This window comes from Sphingosinicella rhizophila, from assembly GCF_032378825.1.
Taxonomy (GTDB): Bacteria; Pseudomonadota; Alphaproteobacteria; order Sphingomonadales; family Sphingomonadaceae; genus Allosphingosinicella; species Allosphingosinicella rhizophila.
Genome location: NZ_JAVUPU010000006.1, coordinates 20762 through 43641 on the forward strand (window position 1 = coordinate 20762; position 22880 = coordinate 43641).

16 protein-coding genes are annotated in these 22880 nt (G+C 59.5%); 12 read left to right on the forward strand and 4 right to left on the reverse strand.

What is annotated here, in order from left to right:
• Positions 1 to 299: 299 nt before the first annotated feature.
• Positions 300 to 1949 carry an NAD(P)-binding protein gene (locus RQX22_RS12450; RefSeq protein ID WP_315726865.1) on the reverse strand — a complete coding sequence of 550 codons (1650 nt, stop codon included), beginning with the start codon at positions 1947 to 1949 and terminating at the stop codon, positions 300 to 302.
• Between the two features lie 616 nt (positions 1950 to 2565).
• Complete coding sequence (locus RQX22_RS12455) at positions 2566 to 5721, reverse strand: TonB-dependent receptor domain-containing protein (RefSeq protein ID WP_315726866.1); 3156 nt, start codon at positions 5719 to 5721, stop codon at positions 2566 to 2568.
• 422 nt (positions 5722 to 6143) lie between these two features.
• On the opposite strand from RQX22_RS12455, the gene RQX22_RS12460 reads away from it, so the two are divergent.
• The 10 genes from RQX22_RS12460 to RQX22_RS12510 all read left to right on the forward strand — a co-directional run bounded on the left by RQX22_RS12460 (position 6144) and on the right by RQX22_RS12510 (position 18535).
• Positions 6144 to 7571: an aminopeptidase P N-terminal domain-containing protein gene (locus RQX22_RS12460; RefSeq protein ID WP_315726867.1), complete on the forward strand. Its 1428-nt coding sequence runs from the start codon at positions 6144 to 6146 to the stop codon at positions 7569 to 7571.
• Positions 7568 to 8767, forward strand: coding sequence for a DUF819 family protein (locus RQX22_RS12465; protein WP_315726868.1), 1200 nt, complete (start codon positions 7568 to 7570; stop codon positions 8765 to 8767). Before RQX22_RS12460 ends, RQX22_RS12465 begins: the two co-directional genes overlap by 4 nt.
• The gene (locus RQX22_RS12470) at positions 8767 to 9819 is read left to right on the forward strand and encodes a threonine aldolase family protein (protein ID WP_315727102.1); all 1053 of its coding nucleotides are present in this window, start codon (positions 8767 to 8769) and stop codon (positions 9817 to 9819) included. The genes RQX22_RS12465 and RQX22_RS12470 overlap by 1 nt, the downstream gene beginning before the upstream one ends.
• Entirely contained in the window at positions 9816 to 10784 is a 969-nt protein-coding gene (gene pip, locus RQX22_RS12475) for a prolyl aminopeptidase (RefSeq protein WP_315726869.1), read from the forward strand. The genes RQX22_RS12470 and pip overlap by 4 nt, the downstream gene beginning before the upstream one ends.
• Before the next feature lie 67 nt (positions 10785 to 10851).
• Complete coding sequence (locus RQX22_RS12480; protein WP_315726870.1) at positions 10852 to 11160, forward strand: DUF485 domain-containing protein; 309 nt, start codon at positions 10852 to 10854, stop codon at positions 11158 to 11160.
• Complete coding sequence (locus tag RQX22_RS12485; RefSeq protein WP_315726871.1) at positions 11157 to 12863, forward strand: cation acetate symporter; 1707 nt, start codon at positions 11157 to 11159, stop codon at positions 12861 to 12863. The genes RQX22_RS12480 and RQX22_RS12485 overlap by 4 nt, the downstream gene beginning before the upstream one ends.
• An 867-nt stretch (positions 12864 to 13730) precedes the next feature.
• The gene (locus RQX22_RS12495) at positions 13731 to 13955 is read left to right on the forward strand and encodes a JAB domain-containing protein (protein ID WP_315726873.1); all 225 of its coding nucleotides are present in this window, start codon (positions 13731 to 13733) and stop codon (positions 13953 to 13955) included.
• 148 nt (positions 13956 to 14103) lie between these two features.
• Complete coding sequence (gene purB, locus RQX22_RS12500) at positions 14104 to 15405, forward strand: adenylosuccinate lyase (RefSeq protein WP_315726874.1); 1302 nt, start codon at positions 14104 to 14106, stop codon at positions 15403 to 15405.
• Positions 15402 to 15947, forward strand: a complete 546-nt coding sequence (locus tag RQX22_RS12505; RefSeq protein ID WP_315726875.1) for a biliverdin-producing heme oxygenase — start codon at positions 15402 to 15404, stop codon at positions 15945 to 15947. Before purB ends, RQX22_RS12505 begins: the two co-directional genes overlap by 4 nt.
• Positions 15944 to 18535: an HWE histidine kinase domain-containing protein gene (locus RQX22_RS12510; protein ID WP_315726876.1), complete on the forward strand. Its 2592-nt coding sequence runs from the start codon at positions 15944 to 15946 to the stop codon at positions 18533 to 18535. Before RQX22_RS12505 ends, RQX22_RS12510 begins: the two co-directional genes overlap by 4 nt.
• A gap of 34 nt (positions 18536 to 18569) precedes the next feature.
• Here RQX22_RS12510 and dnaJ read toward each other — a convergent pair whose 3' ends face one another.
• Both dnaJ and dnaK read right to left on the reverse strand, forming a co-directional pair.
• A complete protein-coding gene (gene dnaJ / locus RQX22_RS12515; protein ID WP_315726877.1) occupies positions 18570 to 19697 on the reverse strand; it encodes a molecular chaperone DnaJ in 1128 nt (375 codons plus the stop codon).
• 84 nt (positions 19698 to 19781) lie between these two features.
• On the reverse strand, positions 19782 to 21710 hold the full coding sequence (dnaK, locus tag RQX22_RS12520; RefSeq protein WP_315726878.1) for a molecular chaperone DnaK: 1929 nt from the start codon (positions 21708 to 21710) through the stop codon (positions 19782 to 19784).
• Between the two features lie 127 nt (positions 21711 to 21837).
• Between dnaK and RQX22_RS12525 the strand changes: the two genes are divergently transcribed.
• Together RQX22_RS12525 and RQX22_RS12530 are read left to right on the forward strand one after the other, a co-directional pair.
• Complete coding sequence (locus RQX22_RS12525; protein ID WP_315726879.1) at positions 21838 to 22311, forward strand: copper chaperone PCu(A)C; 474 nt, start codon at positions 21838 to 21840, stop codon at positions 22309 to 22311.
• The gene (locus tag RQX22_RS12530; RefSeq protein ID WP_315726880.1) at positions 22298 to 22780 is read left to right on the forward strand and encodes a vgr related protein; all 483 of its coding nucleotides are present in this window, start codon (positions 22298 to 22300) and stop codon (positions 22778 to 22780) included. The genes RQX22_RS12525 and RQX22_RS12530 overlap by 14 nt, the downstream gene beginning before the upstream one ends.
• Positions 22781 to 22880 lie beyond the last annotated feature (100 nt).

A 22880-nucleotide genomic window follows, 5' to 3' on the forward strand; every position in this document is an offset into this window, starting at 1 on the left:
AACCATGGTGGTCTGCGAAAGCTCGAAGTCGGCGACCATGCTGCGGATTGGCCAGTGGCCGCCGCTGGCATGGTATCCAACGTGCGCTCGATCGCATGACCCGCAAGCGTGTTCTCGAGGCGCGGATTAGGATCCGGACTCAATAGCTTGCAATCCTTGCTAAGGAGCTGATTCATCGCTCTCGATGAGGTGGAGGTGTTGATGGCGAGTAAGCGCTGTGCTCAGGCCACGTTGTAATTCCAGGCCATGAGCACAGCGCTTGCGCTTGAACGATTCGTTCTTAAGCACTTTTTCTTCCCTCAGAGCATACTCGCAGCAGTCAACGCCCCTCGCTTCCCTTCGCGCATCGCGTGGGCCATGCTCATATTACCTTGCAGGTCGGAGTGAGCAAAGATTATCCGACCGTGACCCATTCGAATAATGTCCGATACCGTCCCGCCTGCGTCCTTATTGAAAAAGAACCCGGGCGGCGGAGCCAAATATGCATGCCCCCACCGATTGAGGACAATTCCGGCAATATCGCGGCGCGCGTCGAACCCGGCTGCGCCGAACATCTCGGTCATACACGTTCGCAACTGCTGTTCAAATATCGCATACGATGTTTCCAGTAGTTGCTGACGTCCAAGCGCTCCTTGTGACGCGGGGTCGGCACCGGGATGGAGAAACGGGATATAGAAAGTCAGGACGATCGGAGAATCCGGTGTTAGTGGCCGAGCGTCGGCACCATTAGCAACATTTCTCCTCACGCAGACATGCCATCCGAGCCCTTCGAACCACCGCGCCACAGTAAAACCAAGTTTGTCAAAGAAGCGCCAATTTCGAATCGCAACGTTAGCCGTGAGGATAGGGCCGTAGTTGAAGCGGCCGTAGGCGTCACGAATTTGGTCGGGTAAATCCGCGACAACGCGTCGATTTACCCATCCTCCGGTAGCCATCACCACGGCGCGAGCCCTTATCTTGGCTAATCGGCCGTCGCGTACATAAATCAGTTCGGCATGTTCAGATCTCTCGGGATTGCCGACATTGGCGACGCGGGTGACAGTTGCTCGGAGGCGAATGCGCACACGTGCATCTTCCCGGTCGAGCGCTCCAAAGTTAACTTGCCCTTCCATGACGGGTGGTTTCGATCGACCGCCTATGAACGCGTCGGGAATTATGCGTGACAGCATCGTTCGGAGAATTGCAGCATTGCCGCCCGGAAAGGAGATCGGATTGCGCGTGGCAAACCGAGACTTCTCGCCCGAAGGAATCGTGCCCGGCAGGCCCAGCCGCTTAGCGGCGAACGCCGAAATGGCATCCCCGCAAACACCAAAGTTGCTGACCGCTATAAATGGGTCGATATACCGCCTCGCTTCAAGACCATAGCCCAGCCGCTCAAGCAAGGCGCCATAGGTCATTCCATCAAGCCATTCATCGACATCCTGGCGCCCGGTTATCGCGTCCCGACGGTTGGCAACGAAATCAGACAAGCTGCGCTGCGTCTCAATAGGCCAGGGCGTACGAGCGAAATCATCGACCATTGGATTTTTAACCCAGCCATGGCCTTTGAACCAGTATCCGACGTCGTATCGCGACTCACGCACCATCGGATCATAGTGGTCGTTCGCGATTTCGTAGCGCTCGGCGCCGCCAGCGAGGGGCTCAAGTGGAAATTCGCTGGGCATGTCGAGTTCCCGCCAATAGTCGGCGTAGACATCGTAACGACCGCCCCCGTAGACGCCACGCGCGAAGTCGGGCTGTATAATCGCACCCGAGTTAGACCCCTGAGGCGCAACCAGGCGTTGACCATCGACTTCAAACTCGTTCTGTTTGGCCTCTCCCCCAAATATCGCATGGTTCTCAAGCAGTAGATAGCGCTGACTCGCCTTCGACTGCTTGCTTAATTCATACAGAGCGGAAATCCCTGAGAACCCCCCACCCACTACAACGACATCATAGCTTTCTGCCACGGGTAGTGCAGCGTCCTTCGGGTACAAGCTATCCCGAATGCCGTGTGCGGCGTCGCGCACGTCCTCTGTATTTCCGTTCGCCCATCGATAGTCGCCAATACCCCCATACCCAGTCCACGGAGAGCCGGAGGGGGCGAAGCGAGATTCAGCAGTATCCGCAGGGCCGCACGCGCTAAGTAGGGCCGCTCCAGTACCCAAAAGCGTCCCATTGAGGAAATCACGGCGCGATATATCACCCTGCATTCCAAGGGTGCACTTCGCCTCTTTATCCACATTTCGCCCTGCCATTTTCCTACGGACTCTACTGCACCAGTACTTGCCGGCGTCGACAGCGACACCGAAAAGTGCGGCAGATGGTACAGGTCGTCCTCATCCAACATTGCCTACCTTTTCTTCCCAGACAGCAGGCGCACCAAGGGGGCCTTTGCCCAACCGGGCGGTTCATCGCGTGGCGGCCGCACCAGCAAGCTTCACAGGAGCGTCGATGCGCCGTAGGAGAGGCTTCTTTGAAATTGTCTCTGGGGTCAGTGCACTGTCCCCAGAAATTGCTCGCCAAAATGATGTCAAATTGGTGCATCCCCGCACCCATTCAATCGTACTGGCAGAGTCGGTCCAATTAGAAGGACTTAGCGGCTTGGAACACGAACCGCCGGCCGAGGTTGTCGCCAGTAGTCGACGGAAATGGTGGTTCTTTATCGAATAGATTGGTGACCGATAGCCGCATAGACCAATCGTCTTCCTCGAAGGAGATAGCAGCGTTGACGGTGGTCAGCGCAGACACTTCCAAAATGTCCTGTGATTCGCGGTTGAAGAGCAGGTTAAACTTCGTGCTCGGTCGGTAATTGACCTCCGCAAATAGGCTGACCGGTCCGTGCTTTAGGATACCCGCGGCCCTCAGAGTATATCGGGGGTTCTCCGTAGTACCCTGCACGCAAGTCTCAGTAACCGCGTTATTAGACGTGCAAAGCTCATCAACGTAGTAGAAGTCACCAAGAAGGTTAAGGGTAGTGTTTCCTAAGCCAAGTCCCTCGAGCTCAATATCTCGAACGTTCATCGTCGCGGTCAGGCCCTTGAAAGAGATGTAGGCCCCATTCACAAAGGTCAGCCGTATTCCCGGGTTCAGCGGATCGTTCGAAATCTGCCCAAGCCGTGTCGGTGAGCGATCGCGTCGCAACAGCTCGCAGAATGCGTTTCCTTGATCCGGGTTGTCGAGGTCAAAATCGGGATTGTCATAGCAGCCTTCCCCAATATTCGCGGGCGTCAGCTGAGAGATGTTGCCGGTGACTTTGATGCGGTTCCAGTCGACCGCCAACGAGAGCTTCGGGAAAAAGCGCGGGGAGAATACCGCCCCGAAGGTGTAGGCGTTTGCCACTTCGTTGTCCAAATTGATGTTACCGCCCGTAAGGCCCGGCAACGCCAAGATAACCGGATTGAAGGTCGCTCCATCAATCCCATAGGATTTATAAAAGGCGGCGCAGTTGCGCTGTCGGATCGTCGGGTTACTGCCGCTCACGACGTTGGCCGCGCCACATGGGTCGGTGAAGTTTGCTGGACCGATACCAGTGGGCATGAACAGCTCGGTTATCGATGGCGACCGAAGCGAGCGAGTATAGTTGCCGCGGAATGTAAGATCCCGGACCGGCTGGTAGCGCCCACCCGCGGTGTAGGTTAGAAAGCCGCCGTTTACCGAATTGTGCACATAACGCGCACGGCCCTCGGTCTCAAGCGAGTGGATCAGCGGGATGTTGTTGTCTTCGGACACCAGCGGGATCACGAGCTCGCCGAAAATCTCCTTGGTGTTGAAGGAGCCTTGGGTTGCCACGATGGCTCCATTGCGTACTCTGCCTGCGAGCTGGAGTGGATCCGGATTGAAAGCGCCGGATTCGCGCCGCGCCTCGGCACCGATGCTGAAGCCAACCGGACCAGCCCAAAGATCAATAAGGCTGGGCGACGAAAGGCTGACGGAAAAGATCCTCTGCTCGATGGTTGACCTCGCTCGGGTGACTTCGGTCACATAGTCCAAGGCCGCCTGACTCCGCCGCCCGAACCCGAAGGGATCGAGCACCACGCAGTTCGGGTCAGCAATCGGACTCAGCGTTCCCGGAGCCGCATTGAAAGCCGGATTCGGATCGCAAACGATGTTGCCGGCGGCATCACGTCGCGCGTTGAGCGCATTGACAAAGTTCTGCTGAACTATTTCGGTCTGATAGTAGTTACCTTTGGTGCGACCATAGTTCGCTGTCGCTTCAAAGGTCATCAGTCGACCCAGGACGTCAAAGTTGTTGCGGTATCCGCCCACAACGCGGTAGACCTGATTGTCAGATCGACCTGAGCCATTGCCTAGGTCAGTAAAGGTGCGCGATAACACGAAGCGGGTCACGCCGAGACCGGCAAGTGTAGCTTGCGACGCGGCGCTAAGGCGCGGGTCGGTTGCGGAAAACTGAAGACCACCTTGAACATTGGTAAAGTTGCCGAACAACGGGGAGTTGTATGATGCCTGATCCACTACCTCTCGACCGGTCCCCTTGAAGAAGCTACTTTCGAGGAAAATTGATGACCCTGAAGTGATTTCGTATGACGCGTTGAAGTTCGCCATGTAGCGCTCGTTGTCGGTGAGCAATGGTTCGAGTCTGCCGATGTGCAAGCCATCGCCCCCCGAGAATGCGGTCGCGCTGAACGGGACACCTGGATTGAACGGAATGAGATTACCCGACGGGTCGAATTGCAACCTCGTCTGGCCACTCGGGCCGAAGCCCAGCGGCCTACCGTCAGCAGCCAGGAAACCCGTTGTTGGGAGCAAGAGACCGCCCTCGGTCAACGGGCCGACGCGACGATCTCGGATGAGCACGTTATTGGGAATGCCATCTGCATTGCCCGTGTTAAAAGGAATGCTCGGGTTTACGCGGCCGTCATTGCCTGGCGTCCGCCCCGGAATCTGCGCCAAGGCTGAGGTTGCCAACGGATTCGGTCGAAAGCTGAAAGCGCGATCGAAGCGCTCGCGTCTCGTCGCGACCAAACCCTCGCTTCGATCATAGGTCAATGCGACCATGACATTGCCGCGGTCACCGCCGAAGTTGAAGCCCGCCAGGCCGGCGAGGTTCGCCCGGAAATTGTCTCCTCGCTCCGTGATCCCAGTCTGAGCGGTCAATCTCACGCCTTGATACTTGGTTTTCAGAATGATGTTGACCACGCCCGCAATGGCGTCCGAGCCATATACCGGCGCTCCGCCAATCGAAAGATTCTCGACCCGGTCGATCAATATGGCCGGGATCGCGTTCAGATCCACCTGGAGTCCTGCTGGTGCTGGCGATCCAACGACATTGCCCTGGACCGACGGCGCGTTGGTTGAAACAAAACGGCGACCGTTTACCAGCGTCAGCGTTCGCGATGATCCAAGACCAAACCTGTCAACGAAGCTTTGTCCTGCATTGAACGTGCCCTGTAGCCCTGTCGTGGACTGACCGGTGCCAAAGCTCGGTGTGGCGGTCAGAGCGTCGGCTACATTGGTGAAACCCCGATTTTCGATGTAACTGGAGTCCACGGTTATAGCGGGTTCCAGCGTATCAAAGCCTGCGCGCGGGATGCGTGAACCCGTGACTATAATTTCGTTCGAGGCCGTGTCGGCCTGATCGTCGCGTTGCTCGTCGCTTGCGGTAGCGGGCTGTGCTTCTTGAGCCGATGCCGTTTGAGGAGTGATTATCGTGCTGACGCCAATCAGCAGCCCGATCTTCAGGGAAAGGTTACTGCTAAGAGCTAGTCTACTGTTGCGCATTGATCGGCTCCCCTCCCGAGTTGTCGCCCCTCCCACCATCCCGGTCCGCTTCGGTTCGCAGCTCCAGCGGCTTTCGAAGACGGGTCTTGGGCTGTGAGGTGTGGCTCAAAAGCTAAGTGGGTAACGCACCTTGAGAAAGCCTTCCATTTTGTAACTGACTGTTTGCGAAAACGGCACGATCAGAATTGACGCCATCCTGCTTACAGCTTCTTGGTATTTACGTGCGGGGGGCGGGATGGATGATGGATTCGCAACCTAGAGTTGCGAATCCAGATACTTTCGCGGAGGTTCAACAAGGGTGATGCTCTCCCGTGATAGGAATTCGAACCTGCTTACGTGCGGCGAGCGCTTTTGCGCCGGCTCGAAGCGCCAGTAGCGGAAGAGGGCTGTGGATGCAGAGACAAGCCAGTTCATACGAATTAATGGCGAAGATCGCGCTCCTATCGGTCGCAGCCGTGCTGTGGCTCACTGCAAGTGCTGCGCTTGCGCAGAAGAGAACTAGTGAAGAACTCGCCCAATCAGCGCAATTCAATGAATACGCGGCACGTCGAGCGAAGCTCATGGCCATGTATGCTCGTGGCTTAGTCGTTCTTCACGGTCGGTCGTCCCCAGCGACTCTTCGGGAATTCGGTTTCAAGCAGGATGCAAACTTTTATTACTTCACGGGTTTGAGTTCTCAGCCTTCCGGAATCCTGGTTTTAGACGGCGTTCGTAAGCAGTCTATTCTGTTTGTCCCAGCGGAGGCGACAGCCCATGGTCGTGTGGCACGGGGCGTAAGTCTGCAGCCGGGCGAAGCGAGCGCCCGTGCCTACGGGCTATCTCAGGTGTTGGACTGGTCGAAGTTCGTGCCGTATATTCAGAGCCGCATGCGCGACGGCGTCAAAGAACTTTATATTGACGAGCCGAGGCGAGCGGAAATGACGGGCGTACCCGAGCCGCTTTGGCCGATTGCGAATGAGAAGGAACTCTGGCGTCGTTCGCTTCTTCATGGCTTCCCCGGGGTTCAGGTCATCTCGGCAAATGAGGCCATACAGAGAATGCGCTGGACGAAGTCCCCATCGGAAGTCGCTGTTCTTCGAAGAGTCGCACGCGCTTCAGCCGGTGCACTTATGACGGCCATAGGCGCAGTGTCGCCAGGAACCTCGCAACGGCAAGTCGAAGTTGGTGTTGTTTCATCCTGCATAAAGGCATCAGGAGACGGTATCTCGTTCTGGCCGCTCGCCATGACGGGGCCGAATGCTCATCGTGATGCGATCCGGCGCCTTTTCTTCGATTATCGTCGAGTAGATAGGCCTATGAAGACCGGCGAGCTCGTGCGAGTGGATATCGGATGCACGCTTGGACACTATGAGGGCGATGTTGGAAGGACCGTACCTGTCTCGGGGAAGTTCTCGCCCGAGCAGCGTGAAGTTTGGGATGTTTTAGTTGCAGCCTACCAGAAAGGGCTGTCAGTCCTGCGAGCGGGAGCAAGTGTGGTCGACGTGATGGAGGCTAGCCATCAGGAAGTTGTGCGGCTGCAGCCCTCTGTTCGGTCTGACTATGCACGACGCGCACTCGCAATCCTTGCAAGTATGGCCCGCCGTGACGCCTGGCACGTCCACGGTGTCGGCATTGATGCTGGGGAAAGATCATTCGACGAGCTTGAAGTAGGAAATGTGCTGGCATTCGAGCCACAATTTTCAGTCGGCGATGATGCCTACTATCTCGAGGATATGATCTTGGTGACGGACAATGGACACGAAGTTTTGACAAAAGGACTGCCGTACTCGTCCTCAGAAATTGAGGATGCGGTTGCGGGGACGTTTTTGCGATCAACATCAGCTCCGCCAGCCACCGCGAGTCGACAATGAGCGGCGCATTGATTACCAGTAGCGTGGGGATCCTTGCTGTTCTTCTTGGCGTTGCAACGTTCTGGTTCAGCATCGAACGGCACAGTAGCTGGAAGATTTTCAGGTTTCTCCCGCCACTTGTTCTTGTCTACTTCACTCCGATTCTTCTGACAAACCTTTACGTTATCCCCACCTCTGCTCCTTTATATCTCGGCTTGGCCCAATATCTCTTGCCCGCTCTCATCGTGCTGCTGCTCGTCAATATCGACTTGCCTAAGTCAGTGCGCATTTTGGGCAAAGGCTTCTTTTTGCTAATGATTGCAACCGGTGGGGTTATGGCCGGCGCGGTCGTTTCATATACTATTGTGCATCCTTGGCTCGCGGGCGACAGCTGGAAGGGCTTTGGAGCCTTGGCCGGCAGCTGGATCGGCGGCACCGGAAACATGGCAGCTGTCGCCGAAATGCTTGGAACGCGCCCGGAGCAGTTTGGGTTGGTTGTGATGGCCGACGGACTCCTGTTCGCATTTTGGCTGCCAGTACTACTTGGATCCCGGAATTTTGCCGACCGCTTCAACGCATGGGCGCGGGTGCCCGCCTCGAGGCTCGCGGCGCTAGAGGAATCAACATCAGCCTCGGAGGATGCGCTCGCGCCGGCCCCATCAATGCTCGACTACCTGTACTTGGCGCTGGTGGCGGTCACCGTAACTTGGATCGCCGATGTGCTGTCACCCATCGTCCAGACATATGTCTCATCTCGAGCGCCGCTGGTTGGTGATGCCGTTACGGTCCAAGCATGGCGCATTCTCCTAGTGACCACCATTGCACTCGTCATTTCCGTCCTGCCAGGCGTACGTTTGCGAGGCGCCAACGAAATCGCCAGCGTTCTCATTTACGTGTACGCGGCGAGTATCGGTGCACGCGCGGTATTCACGAACCTGGCGGAGGCGCCAGTGTTTCTTCTCGGGGCGGCGATTTGGATACTGATCCACGGGATCATCTGCGTCATCGGAGCTCGGATACTGCGCGTTGATCTTCAAACCGCAGCAATCGCCTCGGCAGCGAACATCGGCGGCGTGGCGTCCGCTCCAATCGTAGCCGCCCACCTACGTGCCGCATTGGTGCCGGTTTCGATCCTGATGGCGATCGTCTGTTATTCGGTGGCCAACTATCTAGCGTTTTTTACGGCGCATCTCGCACGCGCTGCCGCGGGGCAGTGATGCAGCGGCCGCGCGAACGAACCATCGATCTAACCAGCGATACAGTTACGCGTCCCTCCCCCGGGATGTATGAAGCTATGGTCACCGCTGAACTCGGCGATGAGCAAAAGGGGACGGACCCAACCGTCAATGCCCTTTGCGATCGAGTGGCAGAGTTGCTCGGGAAGGAGGCAGCGGTCTTTCTGCCATCGGGAGTGATGTGCAACACGATTGCCATTCTCGTACAGTGCCGACCGGGAGAAGAGGTGCTGACTAGCAGCTGCGCGCACCTACTTACGATGGAATGCGCTGCACCTTCCGCGATCGCTGGAGTGACTGTCCGGGGGATAGAGGCAAGCGGCGGAATATTCTCTGCCGATGATATCTTGCGGACTATTCCCTGGACGCGGAAGCGGAACGTCCCAAACCCAACCTTGATCAGCATCGAAAATACCTGCAACCGTGGGGGAGGCAGCGTATGGCCTATGGGTCATATATGGGAGATCCGCCAAATTGCAGTCGATCGGGGGATCGCAATGCATATGGATGGCGCTCGGCTTCTGAATGCGTCAGTAGCATCCGGGGTGTTACCGTCCGAGTATTCGGCACCATTCGATACAGTTTGGATAGATCTCTCCAAAGGGTTGGGGTGCCCTGTCGGCGCGGTTCTCGCTGGATCCTCTGCCCTTATTGAAAATGCATGGGTTTGGAAGCACCGCCTGGGTGGAGCTATGCGGCAAGCTGGAGTACTCGCCGCGGCAGGTCTCTATGCGCTTGTGCACAACATCGAGCGGCTGGAAGAAGATCACAAAAACGCTCGAAAGCTCGCGGCCGGGTTGGGGCGCCTTAACGGGGTAAGATCCAAGTGGGGAGAACCAGAAACGAATATCGTCTTCCTCGACGTCAGTGGTACTGCCATCCCGGCTGCCGCAATTGGCGAACGACTGCTGGCCTCCGGAATTCACATAGGCGTAGAGAGTGAATTTGAGTTGCGTGCAATCACTCATCTGGACGTTAGCGAAGCAGATATCGACACGGCCGTTCTCGGCTTTGAAGAAGTACTGAAGAGATGACTGAAGCCACCCCGTCAGGGCTCTACCCACCTATCGAGCCGTACAATCGAGGCTCGATCCGAGTATCGGGCATCCACACGATTTCGTTCGAGGAAATGGGCAATCGGTCTGGTCGACCGGTCGTGTTTTTGCACGGGGGGCCGGGGAGCGGCATATCCCCGAAGCATCGTCGCTTCTTCGATCCCGAAGCCTTCCGAGTGGTTCTTGTCAATCAGCGCGGTGCAGGAGACAGCCATCCCTTAGGAGAGCTTTCGGAGAATACGACGCGGCACCTCATTCAGGATCTGGAAGTAGTAAGGAAGCATCTGAACATAGATCGCTGGCTGATTTTTGGCGGCAGCTGGGGCAGCCTTCTCGCCCTGTGCTACGCTGTCGAACATCGTGAGCGAGTCGCAGGCTTGATCCTGCGGGGCGTCTTCCTCGGACGGCGTGAGGAGATTGCCTGGCTTCATGGAAGACATGGTGCTGCCACCGTATTCCCCGAAGAGTGGCGTCGCTATCGTCAAGCATCTGGAGCACTCACGGATGACGATATTGTGGCGTCATACCATCGGCTCCTGATCGGAGAGGATCAGACGGCGGCACAGAAAGCCGCTCCAGCATGGCTGAGATGGCAGGAATCCATGTTTACATTCTCGAAGGAGAATTTCACCTCGAACGACTCGGCAGCCAAAGAAGAAGATACGTTGTTGATTTCGAAGGCGCGCATAGAATGTCATTATACATACCACCGATTCTTTCTGGATTATCTACCTGATGTACTAGAAGCGGTGCATGTGCTTGAAGGCGTCCCGTGCAAAATCGTTCAAGGCCGATATGACCTGACTTGTCCGCCCCGCGCAGCTTGGGATTTGGCTCAAAAGCTGACAGACGCCGAACTCCTATTGGTCAACGACGGAGCACACTCACCTTACGAGCCCGGTATGGCTACGGGACTGATCCGGGCGCTCGGTTCCTTTAAGTAGTCGTTGGCCGCGCTCGCCGGATTGGCGCTAAAATAGTTCTTAACTCACGTCAATTGTGGATCCGAAGATGGTCATGCCACTCAGAAAGATTGCGGAAGATCCTTGCTACCAAGCCCTTGTTGCTCGACGCGCACGTTTCACTTGGGCGCTTAGCGGGGTCATGCTCGTCGTCTTTTTCGGATATATCCTTGTCATTGCCTTCAACAAAGAATTGCTCGCGCGTCCGATAGGAGATCATTCGACGACATGGGGCATCCCAGTCGGTCTAGGTGTGATCCTTGTCGCCATACTTCTGACGGGGATTTATGTGAGGCGAGCCAAACGAGACTTCGATCCCGCCGCGCGGGCGCTTGTGGAAAAGTACACAAGCGAGTGAGCCAGATCTCGAAGCTTGCGCTCGTCGTCCTCCTCGTGACCGCCTCAGCCGCAGCGCTGGCGGAAGCGATCGACGGAACGATCAAACCGCGCTCCCCGAACTGGGCAGCGATCATTATGTTCGGCTGCTTCGTGCTGGTAACACTCGGTGTTACCCGTTGGGCCGCGCTTAAAACTAAGACAACGGCCGACTTCTATACGGCCGGTGGCGGCATCACTGGCTTCCAAAACGGCCTCGCCATAGCAGGGGACTATATGTCCGCCGCGTCCTTCCTAGGCATTTCAGCGCAGATATTTGCTGACGGCTACGACGGGCTGATCTACTCGACTGGGTTTCTTGTCGGCTGGCCCATCATACTGTTTCTTCTCGCAGAGCGCTTGCGCAATCTTGGCCGGTACACCTTTGCCGACGTTGTCGCCTTCCGCTTCGCTCAGAGGCCCGTTCGCCTCTTCGGCGCATTCAGCACGCTCGCAGTCGTCCTCTTCTACATGATCGCGCAGATGGTTGGCGCTGGGCAACTCATCAAACTGCTATTTGGATTGCCCTACGAATACGCCGTGATGATAGTAGGCGCACTCATGACGGCATACGTGCTCTTCGGAGGCATGATAGCAACGACCTGGGTCCAAATCATCAAGGCGATCTTGCTTCTCGGCTGCGCTACGGTGATGGCCATAGCGGTGATGGCGAGCTTCGGGTTCTCGCTCGACGCGCTTTTCGCCCGCGCAGTTGAGGTGAAGACTGCCCTTGCATCGGCGGAGGGCATGTCCCAGCCAGAAGCGACAGCGCGCGGTGCCTCGATTATGGCGCCGGGCAATTTCATCAAGGATCCGGTGTCGGCGATCTCATTCGGAATGGCGCTGATGTTTGGGACTGCTGGCCTGCCGCACATCCTGATGCGATTCTTCACCGTTCCGGACGCTCAGGCCGCACGAAATTCCGTTTTCTGGGCGACCGGTTGGATTGGATACTTCTACGTTCTTACCTTCGTGATCGGATTCGGAGCAATCGTTATGGTCGCGACTGATCCAACATTCCTTGACTCCACGGGTGGGCTCCGCGGCGGCGGAAACATGGCCGCCATTCACCTGGCGCAGGCGATCGGCGGGGATCTTTTTCTGGGCTTCGTCTGCGCAGTCGCGTTCGCGACAATTCTCGCCGTGGTAGCGGGCCTCACCCTCGCCGGCGCGTCGGCCGTTAGCCATGACGTCTACGCTTCGCTCATCCGCAAGGGAAACACGAGCTCGGACGACGAGTTGCGCGTGTCTCGGGTAACCGTCGTCGGCTTGGCGGCGGTCGCAATCATCCTCGGTATTCTCTTTCAGAAGCAGAATGTCGCGTTCATGGTAAGTCTTGCCTTCGCACTCGCCGCCTCGGGCAACTTTCCTGTTTTGCTCTTGTCGCTCCTCTGGAAGGGCTGCACGACTCGCGGCGTAGTCTGGGGCGGGATGACGGGTGTCCTGCTGGCTCTCGGTTTGACCGTTCTTTCGCCAACGATATGGGTGAACGTGCTTGGGCATGCAGAGGCGGTGTATCCCTACACCTCGCCCACCATCTTCTCTATGCCACTTGCCTTTGTCACAATCTGGGTAGTTTCGGTCCTCGATCGGGGTTCCCGCGCAGTGGTAGATCGCGCAGGCTATCTCGAACAGCGGGTGCGAGCGGAAACCGGCATAGGCGCTGCGACTGCCACTTCTCACTGAACTTCCACTCTGAAGCCATGAACCTGTCGATTTCGGTTGACGTCCAAGCTGCCTCATCAACGCTGCGCGGTTGCGAGCCGGCGCCACCAACGAGACAGACTCGAGAACTGAAATTTTGAAGCTGAAGCGAGTTCGCGTCACCAGTGCTACGACGAAACCTGCTCCGCTCCCCAGGGGGTGGGCACTGTTGAGCGGCGTAACCAGCATGCCGCCGGAGCCGATGCTCACCAATCGAGGAGCTTGAGCCATTCGGCGCAGCTTAGCTCCATACGCAGTCCCAGGTGAGGAATTCGACTCGCTGATGCCCGCGCCGAGGTGTGTAGGTCCACTTTGCTGTTCTAACCACCGTTCTAAGCAGCTTCTTTAGAACGAGCGGACGCATCTAAGCACTTGAAAAGAATGGCGCGCCCGAAAGGATTCGAACCTCTGACCCCCAGATTCGTAGTAAAGCAATCCGGCCTCTCCTCCGGCACAGCCTACGAGACCCGCCGATCGCCTGTCTTCACTCCACATCTAGTTCAAGGGTCTTCCCAAGGCTATTCGTGACGGTCAAGTTCTGCACGGTACGCACAGTTGCTGAGGAGGACGAGGGTGGAGCGCTTGAGGTATCTAACGGCTGAGGAGGTGTCAGAGCGCTACCGCGGCGAGATAAGCGTAGGCACGTTGCGCAACTGGCGGGCTATGCGCGTAGGGCCGGCATTTGTGAAGATTGGGAAGGCGGTACTCTACCCCATTAACGCTCTCGACGCTTGGGACGAAAAGAATCTCGTGAGGTGCCGTGCGTCACGTGGACCCACGCTGACCGAGCAGGATCAGGGCTGATCATCATGGGGAGGCATGCGATGCCGATCCCATTCACCGCTCTCAATGAACTCGCATCCACTCGTTTTCTGCTCGATACTCAACCATTTAAGCGCTGAGGCTGTGCTCCTGCACAATCATCCTAGCGGCGATCCGCAGCCCAGCCGCCAGGACATCAGCCTTACCCGCGAGATCGTCGAGGCCGGGCGGCATGTGAAGGTGACGGTCCACGACCATGTCATCATCGGGGCAACAGGACATAGCAGCCTGCGGGCCATGGGATTGATCTGAGGATATTACCGCCCCAGCCGAGATCGCCCCCTAGGGGAGAAAGGCTTGGAGCCGCGAATCCACTGAAAAATCGGCAATCGAGCCTGATTGATGGCGTTCAACGACTTTGCTACCGCCGCCCCTTCCGCCCCCTATTAGGAAAACAGGCATGATCCCCCGCTATTCGCGGCCGCAGATGAGCAGCATCTGGGCGCCGGAGACCAGGTTCCGCATCTGGTTCGAGATCGAAGCCCATGCGCTGGACGCGATGGCGGAGCTCGGAATCGTACCGAAGGAAGCCGCGGCAGCGGTGTGGGAACGGGGTGCCTTCGAAGTCGAGCGGATCGACACGATCGAAGCCGAAGTGAAGCACGACGTCATCGCCTTTCTGACCAATGTCGCCGAACATGTAGGGTCCGAAGCGCGCTTCCTGCACCAGGGCATGACCAGCTCGGACGTGCTCGACACCTGCCTCGCAGTGCAGCTGAGCCGCGCCGCCGATCTGCTGATCGAGGATCTGGATGCCCTCCTCGCCGTGTTGAAGCGGCGCGCCTACGAACATAAGCTCACCCCGACGATCGGCCGCAGCCACGGCATTCATGCGGAGCCGGTGACGTTCGGCCTGAAACTGGCTTTCGCCTTTGCCGAATTCTCGAGATGCCGCGAACGGATGGTGGCGGCCAGGGAAGAGATCGCCACCTGCGCGATTTCCGGCGCGGTCGGCACGTTCGCCAATATCGATCCCCGCGTGGAAGCCCATGTCGCCGAAAGGATGGGTCTCAAGATCGAGCCGATCTCGACCCAGGTGATACCGCGCGACCGCCACGCAATGTTCTTCGCCACCCTTGGCGTCGTCGCCTCGTCGATCGAACGGCTGGCTACAGAGGTTCGCCATCTTCAGAGGACCGAAGTGCTGGAGGCGGAAGAATATTTCTCGCCGGGTCAAAAAGGCAGCTCGGCCATGCCGCACAAGCGCAACCCGATCCTCACGGAGAATCTGACCGGCCTTGCCCGCATGGTGCGCGGTTACGTCACGCCCGCGCTTGAAAATGTCGCCTTGTGGCATGAACGAGACATCAGCCATTCCTCGGTGGAGCGCTATATCGGGCCGGACGCCACCGTCACGCTCGATTTCGCCCTTGCCCGCCTGACCGGTGTCGTCGACAAATTGCTCGTCTATCCGGACCGCATGCAGAAGAATCTCGATCGGATGGGCGGTCTTGTCCATTCGCAGCGGGTGCTGCTGGCCCTGACCCAGGCGGGCGCCGCGCGCGAGGATGCCTATCGCCTCGTTCAGCGCAACGCGATGCAGGTGTGGGAATCGGACGGACAGCTTTCCCTGATGGAATTGCTGAAGGCCGACCCGGAAGTCTCCGCCTTGCTTTCGAACGAAGAGATCGAGGAACGGTTCGACCTCGGCTACCATCTGAAGCAGGTCGACCTGATCTTCGAGCGCGTCTTCGGAGCATGAGCGTACGGGCCGCCTTGCGGGGCGGGACGGCGCGGCATCACGAACGGGTCGACGCATTGTTCGGCGGCTTCGATCTTCGCGACCCGGGCGAGTATGGCCGGTTCCTCATTGCCCAGGCAGAGGCCTTCCTGCCGATTGAGGCCGCGATCGATGCGCATGACATCGCGCATCTCGTAGCCGATTGGCCGTCCCGCCGACGCGGCGACCGGCTCCGGCAGGATTTGCGCGAGCTTGGCCTTCCCCTTGCAATGCCGATGGCGGAAATGACCTTCACCGACGACGCCTCGGCGCTCGGCGCCCTTTATGTGATCGAGGGATCGCGGCTGGGCGGAGCCTTGCTCAAGCGCAACCTTCCGGCCGATCTGCCGCAAAATTTCCTGGGGACGAAGGGCAGGCCCGGAAGTTGGCCGAAGCTGCTGGAAATATTGGACGAATATCTTTACGGAACCGTTCGAATCGGCCTTGCGCTTCAAGCCGCGCGGGCCGCATTCGCTTGTTTCGAGGCCGCCGGACGGCGTCATTTAGGGGCCGAGCCCGCGTGAACCAAAGCTACTCGAGGGTCGACCTCACCAATTGCGACCGCGAGCCGATACATATATTGGGAGCCATCCAGCCGATCGGCTTCCTGATCGCCTTGACGCAAGACTGGGTGATTGCCCGGGTCTCCGCCAATGTCGCCGATTTCCTCGGCTCGGGTCCGGAAGAATTGATCGGCCGGCCGCTCGCCGAAATCCTGTCATCCGAAGCCATCCACATGCTTCGCAACAGGACGGCCATATTGCGCGGCGCCGATTCGGTCGAACGGATATTCGGCTGCAAGCTGCTCGACGACGACCGGGCCTATGACATCGCCGTCCATGCCTCGCGCGACCTGACCGTCGTCGAGGCGGAGCCCGGCAGCGACGAACATGGCGATGCCACCAGCACCGTGCGTTCCATGGTCGCCCGCCTCGATACGGTCGAAGACCTCCCAGCTTTCTTCAGCGAAGGGGCTCGCCAGGTGCGCGGCCTCACCGGCTATGACCGCGTCATGGTCTATCGCTTCGCCGCGGACGGTTCGGGCGAGGTCGTGGCCGAAAGCGTCCGATCGGGGATCGGCTCTTTCCTCGGCCTCCATTATCCTGCCACCGACATACCGCAACAAGCACGCGAGCTCTATCGCCGCAACCTGCTCAGGATCATCACGGATGTGAATGCCGAGCCGGTGCCGATCGTCCCCGAACGGGACGCGGATGGAGACCCTCTGGACCTGTCGCTGTCGATCCTGCGTGCCGTATCCCCCATCCATATCGAATATCTGAAGAATATGGGGGTCGGGGCGTCCATGTCGATCTCGATCATCGTCGAAGGGAAGCTCTGGGGCCTGTTCGCTTGCCATCATTATTCGGCACGTACGATCACGTTCGAGCGGCGCTCGGTCTCGGAGCTTTTCGCCCAGATGTTCTCGCTCCGCCTGGAGAGCCGGGAGCGCAAGGAAACGGTCGAATTCGAGCGCCGGGCCCGCGACATTTCCGATCAGCTGCTCGGCGCGGTTGCTTCCGACGAAACCCTGCTCAATGATCCCGACTGGCTGAGCAGCATCCTGACCACGACGATCCCGGCCGATGGCGTCGGCGTCTGGATCAACGGCAATCACGCCTCCTCGGGCATGACCCCGGACAGCGGCGATTTCGCCCGCATCATCAGCGCATTGAGCGTCCTGCCACCAGGCGAAATCCATGCGACCGACTGCATCGCCTCGCTGGTTCCCGAACCGGAGGGTTTCGCTGCCCCCGTGGCCGGAATGCTGGCGATCCCGATCTCGCGCAATTCCCGCGATTATGTCGTCCTGTTTCGGTCCGAGCTGGTTCGCTCCGTCCGTTGGGGCGGCGACCCGCACAAGCCGACGGAGCTCGGTCCCAATGGACCGCGGCTGACGCCGAGGCAGAGCTTCGAGGAGTGGAAGGAAACCGTCCGAGGGCGGTCACAGCCCTTCACCCAGTCCGAGCTGCGCGTCGCCGAGACGCTCCGAGCCACCCTGATCGAGGTGGTGCTGCGTCTTTCCGACGAAGCCAGCGCCGAACGACAGCAGGCCAGTGAGCGGCAGGAACTGCTGATCGCCGAGCTCAACCACCGCGTCCGCAACATCTTGGGGGTGATCCGCGGGCTGATCCGCCAGTCCAAGCCGGCCGAGGGCGCCAGCGTCGAGGATTTCGTCCGGCTTGTGGATGGCCGCGTCCATGCTTTGGCCCGCGCCCACAATCAGATCACCGACGATCATTGGGGTCCGGCGCCGCTCAGGGCCTTGATCGATGCCGAGGCCGCAGCTTTCCTCGCCGACCGCGCAGATCGGATCAAGGTCGAAGGGCCGCTCGTCCTGCTCAACCCCCAGGCTTTCTCGACCATGGCCCTGGTCCTCCATGAACTGGTGACGAATTCGGCGAAATATGGCGCATTGTCCGATCACGGGACCGTCCACGTGACCTGGTCGAGGGACGATGAAGGCGATCTGCGCATCGAATGGAAGGAGAGCGAAGGGCCTCCGGTGAAACCACCCACGCGGCAGGGATTCGGCACGACGATCATCAACCGCTCCATTCCCTACGACCTCGGCGGCAAGGCGAAGATCGACTATCCGCCGACAGGCGTGGAAGCGAGCTTCCGCATTCCCGGTCGGCACGTGTCCGAGCCCAGGGATCATAAGGGTCCTGCGATAAAATTCCCCGAGCCCGCACCAGTGGTTGCCGATTCCAGCTCGGATCGGATCCTCGAAGGGCTCGACCTGCTGCTCGTCGAGGACAGCCTCATCATCGCACTCGACGCGGAGGACATCCTGACGCGTCTCGGCGCGGCGCAGATCGCGACGGCCGCCAGCGTCGAGGCCGCATTCGACGAGATCAGGCTCCAGCCTCCGGCGCTCGCCTTGCTGGATATCAACCTCGGCGATCAGAACAGCTACGCCATTGCCGACCGTCTGGCCGCGCTCGGCATCCCGTTCATCTTCGCCACGGGCTATGGCGAGCAGGCCCAGCTCCCGGCACCGCATCGGGAACGCAAGGTCGTGCAAAAGCCCTATACTTATTCGAACCTTGCCCGCGCGCTCGGTGCGCTTGTGGAGAGCCGCGCGGGAAGCGATCAGGACGGCGCCTGAAATCCAGCCATGCCGTGCCGGAAAGCGGCAGGGTTCAGTCCGTCAGGCCTTCCCAAACCGTTTTCAGCTTGTTGAAGAATGTCGAAGAAGCGGGGCATTCCTCGCCCGTTTCGGTTGTGCGAAACTCCTCGAGCAACTCTTTCTGCCGCGCCGACAATTTGGTGGGCGTTTCGACCTCGACCTGGATGACGAGATCGCCATGGCCCCGGCCGTTCAGCACCGGCATGCCGGCGCCGCGCTGGCGAAGCTGCTTGCCCGATTGGATGCCGGCGGGAATACGGATCTCATGCATCTGACGATCGAGCCCCGGCACTTCGATCGCCCCGCCGAGTGCCGCAGTCGTGAAGCTGATCGGACAGCGGGTGAACAACGTCGTGCCGTCCCTCTGGAAGAGCGCGTGGCGGGCCAGGTGGATGAAGATGTAGAGATCGCCCGACGGGCCGCCCCGCACGCCGGCTTCGCCTTCGCCTGAAAGCCTGATCCTGGTGCCTTCGTCGACTCCGGCCGGGATCCTTACCTCCAGCGACCGTTGCTTTTCCGCCCGCCCCTCGCCGCGGCACTGGTCGCACGGATCGGCAATCACTTCGCCGAGCCCGCGGCAGGTCGGGCAGGTTCGCTCGACCACGAAAAAACCCTGACTGGCACGGACCTGGCCACGTCCGTCGCACATGGTGCAGCGACGCGCGCTGGTTCCGGCCTTGGCACCGGTGCCGTCGCACGGCTCGCATCGCACGCTCGTGTCGATCCGCAGATCGATCTGCTTGCCCTGATAGGCATCTTCCAGGCTGATCTCGAGATCGTAACGCAGGTCCGACCCGCGCAGCGCGTTGCTGCGGCGATCGCCCTGCCCGCTGTTCATGAATTCGCCGAAAATATTCTCGAATATGTCGGAGAAGGATCCGAAATCCTGGGCGCCGCCACCGCCCATCCCGCCATTCTGGAAGGCGGCGTGACCGAACCTGTCGTAAGCGGCACGCTTCTGCGGGTCCTTCAGGCAATCATAGGCGGCGCTTATCGCCTTGAAGCGCGCCTCAGAATCCTTGCAGCCCGGATTGCGGTCGGGGTGGCATTCCATCGCCAGCCGGCGATAGGCAGTCTTGATCGTGCGCTCGTCCGCCGTCCGCTCGATCTGCAGCAGTTCGTAATAATCCGCGTCAAACATTGAAAGAATTGCCCCACCCCGAAAGCGGCAGCCCCCGCCCTTCCCGAAACGTTTCGAGGAAGGACGGGGGCCTGATCATGTTTCTCAGCTCTTGTTTTCGTCGTCGACTTCAGAAAATTCCGCGTCGACCACATCCTCGCCGGCATTGGCTTCCGCATTTCCGGCGCCCTCGCCGGATGAAGCGCCGCCGGCCGATGCAGCCGCCTGCTGCTCCTTCTCGTAGATCGCCTGGCCGAGTTTCATGGCGACCTGGGCGAGAGCCTGCGCCTTCGCCTGGATCTGGTCGGTATCGCCGCCCTCCACAGCCGATTTGGTCTCATCGACCGCAGCCTGGATCTCGGACTTCAAGGCTTCGTCCACCTTGTCGCCGTGCTCTTCCAGCTGGCGCTCGGTCGTGTGGATCAGGCTCTCGGCATTGTTTCGCGCCTCGGCCGAAGCCCGCCGCTTCTTGTCGTCTTCGGCGAACTGCTCGGCGTCCCGCACCATCTGGTCGATGTCGGCATCGCTGAGGCCGCCGGACGCCTGGATGCGGATCTGCTGCTCCTTGCCGGTGCCCTTGTCGCGCGCCGAGACATTGACGATGCCATTCGCATCGATGTCGAACGTGACCTCGATCTGCGGCACGCCGCGCGGCGCCGGCGGAATGCCGACCAGGTCGAACTGGCCGAGCAACTTGTTGTCCGCCGCCATTTCGCGCTCGCCCTGAAACACGCGGATCGTCACCGCATTCTGATTGTCCTCGGCGGTCGAATAGGTCTGCGACTTCTTGGTCGGAATGGTCGTGTTGCGGTCGATCATTCGCGTGAACACGCCGCCCAGCGTCTCGATGCCAAGCGACAATGGCGTGACGTCCAGCAGCAGCACGTCCTTGACGTCGCCCTGCAGCACGCCGGCCTGGATCGCCGCGCCCATCGCGACGACTTCGTCGGGATTGACGCCGGTATGCGGTTCCTTGCCGAAAAATTCCTTCACGACCTCACGTACGCGCGGCATGCGGGTCATGCCTCCGACCAGCACGACCTCGGCGATGTCGGCCGCCTTGACGCCGGCATCGGCCAACGCCTTCTTGCACGGCTCGAGCGTCCGCTTGATGAGCTCGGCCACGAGCTTTTCGAGATCGGCGCGAGTGATCGTCTTGACGAGGTGCTTAGGGCCGTTTTGGTCGGCCGTGATGAAGGGAAGATTGACTTCCGTCGTCTGCGCCGAGCTCAGCTCGATCTTGGCTTTCTCGGCCGCTTCCTTCAGCCGCTGCAGCGCGAGCCGGTCGCCGCGCAGATCGATGCCTTCGTCCTTCTTGAAGCTGTCGGCGAGATATTCCACGATCTTGGCGTCGAAATCCTCGCCGCCCAGGAAGGTGTCGCCGTTGGTCGCCTTCACCTCGAACACGCCGTCGCCGATCTCCAGCACGGAAATATCGAACGTGCCGCCGCCAAGGTCATAGACCGCGATCGTCTTGCCGTCCTGCTTGTCCAGGCCATAAGCCAGAGCAGCCGCCGTCGGCTCGTTGATGATGCGCAGCACTTCCAGGCCGGCAATCTGTCCGGCATCCTTGGTGGCCTGGCGCTGGGCGTCGTTGAAATAGGCCGGAACGGTGATCACCGCCTGGCTGACCGTCTCGCCGAGATAGGCTTCGGCGGTTTCCTTCATCTTCTGCAGGATGAAGGCGGAAATCTGCGAGGGCGAATAATCCTGGCCGCCCGCCTTGACCCAGGCGTCGCCATTGGGGCCCTTGACGATATGATAGGGAACGAGCTCGGTGTCCTTCTTGGTCACCGGATCGTCGAAGCGGCGCCCGATCAGGCGCTTCACCGCGAAGATCGTATTGTCCGGATTCGTGACAGCCTGGCGCTTGGCCGGCTGGCCGATCAGCCTTTCGCCATCCTTGGCGAAGGCGACGATGGACGGCGTGGTGCGCGCGCCCTCCGCATTTTCGACCACCTTGGGCTTGCTCCCCTCCATTACGGCGACGCAGCTGTTGGTGGTGCCAAGATCGATACCGATAACTTTTGCCATATGAACCTCTTATGCCCCAAAATGAATCTCGCCCGCGCCCTGCAAACGAGGCACGCGAGTGTTTCGGAACCGATATAGGGGTCGTTTTTTTGGCGACAAGAAGCGCAAGGCGGTTAAGGGAGCGCGCATGATCAACAGCTTGCGCCCTATCGCCGGCTCGGCTTCGCTGGCTCTCGCCCTCCTCCTCTCCGCTTGCGGGAGGGAGCCGCAGGCTCCGCGCGTCTCCGTAGAGGATATATGGGTCCGCCTCCCGGCGGCTCCGGGCCGGCCGGCGGCAGCCTATTTTACCGCAACGGCGACGACGAAGGACGAGGCGATCGTGGCGGTCTCCAGCCCCGCGGCGAAGGTGGAGATGCACGAGACGGTCACCGAAGGCACCATGTCGATGATGCGCCCGCTTTCCGTGGCGTCCTTCGCCGGCGAAGATCGGATCCGTTTCGAACCCGGCGGCAAGCATCTGATGTTGTTCGGCCTCGATCCCAAGCTTCGCCCGGGGGAGAAGATCCCGCTGTCCTTCCGCTTCAGATCGGCGCCTCCGGTCACCGTCCAGGCCGAGTTGAAGGCCCTCGGCGAAAGCGGCCCGGAGCATGCGGGACATTAAGGCCAGACCCCTCACGCCGGGCGAATGCGCGCTTGCCGGGTCCGTCTTCGGATCCTCGATAGATTATTCGAAGGCTACGATCGTGCGCGGGAAATGGTTTCCCTTTCAGCCGCGGAACATCGTCATGGCGCCCTGCGGCCACATTCATTTCCATCCGAAGAGCCATCTCTGGTCGGAGGATTTTTCCCGCGAACCTTTGCCTGCGCAAGGCCTGTTCATCCATGAGATGACCCACGTCTGGCAATCCCAGGAACGGGGCCGCTTCTATCTGCCGCTCATGCGTCATCCCTGTTGCCGCTACGATTATGCGCTTCGCCCATCATGGCCGCTCGCCCGCTATGGGCTGGAGCAGCAGGCGGAAATCGTTCGCCACTTCTTTCTGCTGCGGGAAGGAGCGATCGTGCCGGGCGCGCCGCCGCAGTCGACCTATCGCTCCATCCTCCCCTTTACGCCATGGCCCGAAACCTGATCTTCCAACGTGCCGGGCGGATTCGACGTGAAGATGCCGGGCATCGCCGAGTTCCTGGGAAGGTTGGACCGGAATTTATCGACCGGATAATGGTGTTCCA